The organism is Desulfovibrio sp. 1188_IL3213 (genome assembly GCF_036763145.1).
Taxonomy (GTDB): domain Bacteria; phylum Desulfobacterota; class Desulfovibrionia; order Desulfovibrionales; family Desulfovibrionaceae; genus Desulfovibrio.
On the sequence record NZ_JBAIYR010000334.1, the window covers coordinates 1 to 2,568 of the forward strand.

2 protein-coding genes and 1 pseudogene are annotated in these 2,568 nt (G+C 56.9%); all 3 read left to right on the forward strand.

The genetic code is table 11. From position 1 onward, the window contains the following. Positions 1-266: 266 nt before the first annotated feature. On the forward strand, positions 267-584 hold the full coding sequence (locus V6C16_RS11045; RefSeq protein WP_333543221.1) for an IscA/HesB family protein: 318 nt from the start codon (positions 267-269) through the stop codon (positions 582-584). Positions 585-677: 93 nt separating this feature from the next. Then, positions 678-998, forward strand: a complete 321-nt coding sequence (locus V6C16_RS11050) for an IscA/HesB family protein (protein WP_333543222.1) — start codon at positions 678-680, stop codon at positions 996-998. A gap of 628 nt (positions 999-1,626) precedes the next feature. After that, positions 1,627-2,568 (forward strand): annotated as a pseudogene (locus tag V6C16_RS11055) (transcription-repair coupling factor); the annotation flags it as partial.

Sequence of the window (2,568 nt, forward strand, 5' to 3'; positions counted from 1 at the left end):
GGGCGAGGTCGGCGCCGCGCCGCTCGATGCCCACCAGCATGACATGGCCGCAGTCTGCGTGGCGCTCCATAATCTGGGACGCCAGGCGCTCCAGCATGCGGGTCATTTCATGTTCTTCAAGCAGCAGGGTTGTACCCATGTTTCCTCCCGTAACGTCTCGCTGAAACAAGGGTAGCGCTTTTTGTGATTGAAGAAAAGTCCCCTGGTAATTGACAAGGTCGATGCATGGCCTTAGTTACTAGGTCACCAGAAATATGGAGGACACCATGATTCAGTTGACCGATAACGCCCGCAAGGAACTCGATTCCTTCTTTGCGGACAAGAAAAAGGATCCCATCCGGATTTATCTTTCTGCCGGTTGAGGCGGCCCGCGTCTCGCACTGGCTCTGGATGAGCCTAATGATCAGGATTCAACCGAGGAACAGGCCGGGTACACCTTCTGCATGAGCAAGTCTTTGCTGGATGAAGTGAAGGGAGTCACCATTGATTTGACCTATATGGGCTTTACGGTTACCCCCGAAATGCCCTTTGCTTCCAGCGGCGACGGCGGCTGCAGCAGTTGCACGAGCTGCGGCGGCCATTAATCGGGCGAAAGCCTGGTTCCCCCGCTGGCCGATGAAGCATATCTGCCTGTTTTTCGGTATTTTTTTATATACTTGAAAAATATTGGAGGAACCATGCTTGAATTGACCGAAAGCGCCCGTCAGGAACTGGATGCCTACTTCAAGGGCAAGGAAAAGAGCGATATCCGCATTTACCTTGCCCCCGGCGGCTGCACCGGCCCGCGCCTTGCGCTGGCTATCGACGCTGCCACTGAAGACGACCAGAGCGAAGAACAGGGCGGTTTTACCTTCTGCATCAATAAAGATCTGCTGGGCCAGATTGAGGGCGTGAAAATCGACCTCACTCACATGGGCTTCATGGTGGAGCCTACAGTACCCCTGCCCCAGAGCGGCGGGGGAGGCTGCTCCGGCTGCTCCGGCGGCTGCGGCGCCTAGCAGGGCGGATTGGTACAGTTGACCGGGGGCGGCCTTTGGGCCGCCCCCTCGCCGCTTCAGGGCTGCCTGTCTTGCGGCGTTCTGGAGCATTTTAACTTTGAAAAAGTGCAAATGCTCTAACGCTGCACGAAAATACAGCGCGCCACAACGTGGTGTAGATTCAGTCGAAAATTGCATTTTTCGGCTGAATGAAAACTTTGAAGCGTGAGCATTTCAAAGTTGATCTGCTCTAAGGGCTGCAGCGTCAGCCTCGCCACAAGGCACAAGGGTATTGCGCCCGCACGTATCAGCATGCCTTGGAGTGAGGTACGCCGTGGTGAGCGTTTTACAGGTTGTGAGAATGCATATTTTCAAGGTTAACGAGCTTTAGACAGTGTCGTCACGAGATGAATTTCCTTGGTATATCAAGGAGAACGAGCCTTTTATGCAGGGAGTGTACTCTTATGGTACTCGACCGGAATAAAAGGCGAAGTTCGACGCAGAGATACCGGGAAAGGCGCTCGGGACGACACTGTCTAAGGGAGCGGGCATTTTTTCGTCCGCAGCCGCCTACCTGAACACTGCGGCTTTACGCCGCATTTCCGCATTACGGCCGTGCCGGAAAAGGCACGGCGCATGGAACATTTTCATGAGCAATTTCAGTACAGTCTTGGCAAGCAAGGAAGGGCAGATCTATATTGAGCGCAGCGGCATGGGTACGCGTTGCCGCCTTGCAGCCGAAGCGTTGGCCCAGGGGCGTACCGTGGTGCTGGTGGCCCGCGACCGGGAAGAATACAACAGCGCCCGCGCCTTGCTTACGCTTTTTACCCCCGATCTTTCGCTGGCCGACAAGTCTGTTTCCGAACCCCAATGGAGCAGCCCCTGCCTGAACCTGCCGCCCCTGAGCCAGTGGCAGGACAGAGCCTCGTGGGCGTCGCGTCTTGCCGCGCTGTATGGCCTTGCCCAGGGAAGACCGCGCTGTGTTGTGTGCAGCGTGGAAAGCTTGCTGCTGCGCCATGTTCCCCTGGATTTTTTTGCAGCATGCAATCTGGATTTGCGCAAGGGCAGCGATTACGCGCCCGAACTGCTGCTGGAGCAGGCCGTGGAGTGGGGGTATGAGCGCGTTGCCATGGTGACGCGGCCCGGAGAAATGGCCCGTCGCGGTGATATCCTGGATATTTTTCCCACAGGCTACGCAAAGCCGGTCCGTCTGGAATTTTTTGGCGACACGCTGGATGAAATGCGTGTTTTTGATGCTGAAAGCCAGCGTTCACTGCAGGCTTGCGATGAGCTGGTTCTTTTGCCCGCCAGCCCCCTTGCCCTTGACGCCAAAAGCCTCGCAGCGGCTCGTGACCGCTGTGACCGCATGTTTGCCGAAGGCCGCATCGGCGAAAACGAATGCTATTCCTTCAAGAAGTCTCTGGACGGCGGCGGCCTGGGGCTTTTGCCCGGCAGTGTGCTTGAAGCGCCAAGCCTGTTTGAAGACTGGCTGCCCAAGGACAGCCTGTGGCTTTTGCCCGGCGAAAGCGACAGTGCCGATGCCCTGCGCGATGGCCGCCTGAGCCTCAAGGAAAGGCTGGAGGCTCCCGAC

Excerpts from the sequence above, each read along its gene's own strand:
- V6C16_RS11050 (WP_333543222.1), top strand. The coding sequence starts at position 678 with ATGCTTGAATTGACCGAAAGCGCCCGTCAGGAACTGGATGCCTACTTC.